This is a genomic window from Eggerthella sp. (genome assembly GCF_048329335.1).
Lineage (GTDB): Bacteria > Actinomycetota > Coriobacteriia > Coriobacteriales > Eggerthellaceae > Eggerthella > Eggerthella lenta.
Window position 1 is genome coordinate 1 of the sequence record NZ_DBFEGU010000364.1, and the last position, 3,730, is coordinate 3,730.

Below are 3,730 nucleotides of genomic sequence, written 5' to 3' on the forward strand. Positions count from 1 at the left end.
GTTCCAGAACTATGCGCGCGATCGCTTCCGTGCCATCGACGCGCGCGGCAACCGCTGCGTGCTGGCCGGCGGTACCGGTTTCTACGTGCGCGCAGCCGTCGACGACTACGACTTTCCCGCAGGCGAGCAGGTGGGAAACCCCGTTCGCGAACGCTACCAGGCCCTGGCGCGCGAGCAGGGCGCCGAGGCGCTGTGGAAGCTGCTGGCGGCGCGCGACGAGGCCAGCGCCTCCGTCATCCCGCCCGCCGACGTCAAGCGCGTCGTGCGCGCCTTCGAGCTGCTAGAGGAGGGCACGACCTACGCCGAACAGCGCGCCAAGCTCGCTCACATCCCGCAGTTGGTTCCGGCCGTCTTCTTCGGCATGGCGGTGGATCCCGACGTGCTGCGCGCGCGCATCGACGCGCGGGTGGACGCCATGGTGGAGACGGGTCTCGTGGCGGAAGTGGAAGGGCTGCTCGACAGGGGCTTTCGCGAAGGCGTGACGGCGCCGCAGGCTATCGGGTACAAGGAGATCGTGGAGGCTCTCGACGGGTTCATCTCTCTTGACGAGGCTGTGGAGCGGATCAAGCTGGCCACGCGCCGCTACGCGAAGCGGCAGCGCACCTGGTTCCGCAAGGACGCGCGTATCCGGTGGCTCGATGCGACGTCGCGCGATATTCCGTCGCTCGTCGAAGAAGCGCTCGAGCTGCTTGATGACGGCGTTGCCTGACGGTTTCTCCAGACGAAGGAACGCTTGTGATATGATACGAAGCCACGGGCACACTCCTGCCGTCGAACCGTTCAAGATCGGAGCACCTATCATGCAGACAGCGCACGCGTTTCTCTAGCGGCTCGCCGCCGCTTCCGACTGTCTTCGCACGCCGATGCCGGCGTGCTCGTCTCTGCATCGAAAGGTTGGATCCATGACGGAATTCGAATCAGTCATCACGCGGGGCATGACCCCGATCTCCGAAGAGCGCCGCGAGCGCGCCGTGCTCGTCGGCGTGGATCGCCCCGGCTCCACGTGGCCGCTGGCATCGTCGCTCGCCGAGCTCGAGCGCCTCGTGGATACGGCAGGCGCCGACGCGGTGGCCACCACCACGCAGAAGCTCGACGCGCCCAATCCGCGTACGTTCGTGGGCACGGGCAAGGCCGAAGAAGTGGCCGAGCTTGCGCGCGCCCACGCGGCCGACCTCGTCGTGTTCGACGACGAGCTGACGCCCTCCCAGCAGGCGAACCTCGAGAAGGCGATGGGCCGCGACGTGAAGGTCATCGACCGTACGGCGCTCATCCTCGACATCTTCGCCCTGCACGCCACCAGCAAGGAGGGCCGGCTGCAGGTGCGGCTCGCCCAGAACGAGTACCTGCTGCCGCGCTTGCGCGGCATGTGGGCCCACCTGGCCTCCAACCGCATGGGCGGCGGCGTGGGATCGCGCTTCGGCGAAGGCGAGAGCCAGCTCGAGGTCGACCGCCGCATGGTGCGCAAGCGCATCACGTCCATCAAGCGCGAGCTCAAGCATCTGGCCGAGGTGCGCGCCGTCCAGCGCGAGAGCCGTTACGAAAGCGGCATGTTCAAGGTGGCGCTGGCCGGCTACACGAACGCCGGCAAGTCGAGCCTGCTCAACCGGCTGACGAATGCGGACGTGCTGGCGTACGACAAGCTGTTCGCCACGCTCGACTCCACCACGCGCAAGTTCGAGCTTCCCGAGGGCCGCGAGATCACCGTCACCGACACGGTCGGGTTCATCCAGAAGCTTCCGACCACGCTCATCGAGGCGTTCAAATCGACGCTCGACGAAATCACGGGCGCCGACCTCGTGCTGCACGTGGTGGATGCCTCGTCGGACGAGTACGAGGCGCAGATCGCGGCCGTCGAGGACGTGCTCGGGCAGATACACGCGCAGGACCTGTCGCGCGTGCTCGTGTTCAACAAGTGCGACCTGCTCGGCGAGGAGCGCCTCGGCGCCCTTAAAGCGCGCCATCCGCAGGCTCAGTTCGTATCGGCGGCGACGGGGGAGGGCGTAGGCGAGCTCGTGGAGCACGTTGCCCGCGTCGCCTCGGCGCAAGACGAGCATCTCGACGTGCTGATTCCCTACAACCGCGGCGACCTCGTGTCGGTGGCGCACGAAAGATGCCACATCCTGTCGGAAACCCATGAGGAGCAGGGCACGCGCATCGTCATGCTGGCGGCTCCTTCGTTCGCGAGCATGTTCCGTCCTTACACGGTCGATTAGAGTAACTCTAAGGTAAGCGAGCCGCCCCGGGCATCGACCCGGGGCGGCTCGCTTCGTCGCAGGGTAGGCGCTTCGTTCTTGCGGTCGGTCTGCGGCGGCGCCTTATCGGACGGCGAAAGCGGGAACCGGCGCAGCGGCACGTTCGGAAAAGCCGGAAAAGCCCTGCCGAAGCGGTCGGATTGCGGCAGGGCTTCGCGGTTCGATCAAGCTGACGACCAGCGTGCGGTTCGCCGCTACAGGCGGCGGAAGACCGCGACCACCTTGCCGGCGATGGCGCAGTCGGTGGTGATGATGGGATCCATCGTGGAGTTCTCCGGCTGCAAGCGGATATGGTCGCTTTCCTTGAAGAAGCGCTTCACCGTGGCCCCGTCGTCGATGATGGCCACGACGATGTCGCCGTTGTTCGCCACGGGCTGCTCCTTGACCACGACGTAGTCGCCGTCATTGATGCCCGCCTCGATCATGCTCTCGCCGCGCACGGAGAGCAAGAACGACGGGGCGTCGCCCACGATCTCGGTGGGAAGCGACAGGGTGTCGGTGATGTTCTCCTCGGCGAGGATGGGGGAGCCGGCGGCCACGTTGCCCACGAGGGGCACGTTCACGATGTTGCTGAAGCTGGGCTGCACCACGTTGGTGGCCAGCGCGGCGTCCTCGAGCTGGTAGGTGAGGGCGATGGAGCGCGACTTGAGCGGATCGCGCTTGATGAGGCCCTTCTCCTCGAGCGCCTTCAAGTGCACGTGCACGGTGGAGGGGGAGGAGAGGCCGAGGCTCTGGCAGACCTCGCGCACGGTCGGGCCGTATCCCTTCTCCCGAATGCACTCCTCGATGCAGTCGAGCACCGCTTGCTGGCGCTTCGTCACTTTCTCGGCCATAGGTAATCCTTTCGTCGCCTCTACGCCTATCGAACAAATGTATGAAATTTCTATTGACATGAACCTTTGTTCGACCTATTATATACGCGAACAAAGGTTCTACGCAAGAGCAGGAGGCCACAAAATGAAGAATTTTGAGATGAACTGTCCCGTCGAGGGAACGTCGGCCCTTCAACCGAAGCTCGATTCGGCGCCTGCTCGACGCGCCCGCATCATAGCGTTCCCCCAGCATGCGGTTCTGCCCGACCGCGACGTGCGCGCCGTCCGCGACGGCGCCTCCATCGTTTCGGCCGTGCGCACGGGTTCGGCGCAAGGCGTGGCGTTCGGCCGAGTGCAGCGCTGGCAGGCGGTCGTCGGCGGATGCGTGTTCGCGGCGCTCGCACTCGCCAGCCTGTTCGCAGGGTTCTAGCCGAGACCTTTCCCGGCCCCGCGCGGCCGTTCCATAACCCGCAGATGCTGCGTTTCTGCGGCTGCGTAGCGCCTCCGCCACCCCGGAGGCGCGTCCGTTCGGGGGTTTACGCGCCGCTTGCGGCGTGCTAGACTCGGGCGAGCAGCCAATCATGCCGCGCCGACGCATCCTCATGCGGACGGGCGCTTCGCGAAGGAGAAACGGAACATGAAGCGATAACGAAAGCCCTTTTTCAC

At 65.8% G+C, this 3,730-nt stretch carries 4 protein-coding genes; 3 read left to right on the forward strand and 1 reads right to left on the reverse strand.

Going from position 1 to position 3,730, the window contains the following annotated elements; all coding sequences use genetic code 11:
- Together miaA and hflX are read left to right on the forward strand one after the other, a co-directional pair.
- The coding region (miaA, locus tag ACMO6A_RS11340; protein WP_418471284.1) for a tRNA (adenosine(37)-N6)-dimethylallyltransferase MiaA at positions 1-709 on the forward strand (709 nt) is incomplete at its 5' end.
- Between the two features lie 193 nt (positions 710-902).
- Positions 903-2,213, forward strand: coding sequence for a GTPase HflX (gene hflX, locus ACMO6A_RS11345; RefSeq protein WP_009608635.1), 1,311 nt, complete (start codon positions 903-905; stop codon positions 2,211-2,213).
- A gap of 233 nt (positions 2,214-2,446) precedes the next feature.
- Here the strand turns inward: hflX and lexA are convergent, their stop codons facing one another.
- On the reverse strand, positions 2,447-3,085 hold the full coding sequence (gene lexA, locus ACMO6A_RS11350; RefSeq protein ID WP_009307021.1) for a transcriptional repressor LexA: 639 nt from the start codon (positions 3,083-3,085) through the stop codon (positions 2,447-2,449).
- A gap of 124 nt (positions 3,086-3,209) precedes the next feature.
- Here lexA and ACMO6A_RS11355 point away from each other — a divergent pair, with 124 nt between their 5' ends.
- Entirely contained in the window at positions 3,210-3,494 is a 285-nt protein-coding gene (locus ACMO6A_RS11355) for a hypothetical protein (RefSeq protein ID WP_009608652.1), read from the forward strand.
- Positions 3,495-3,730 lie beyond the last annotated feature (236 nt).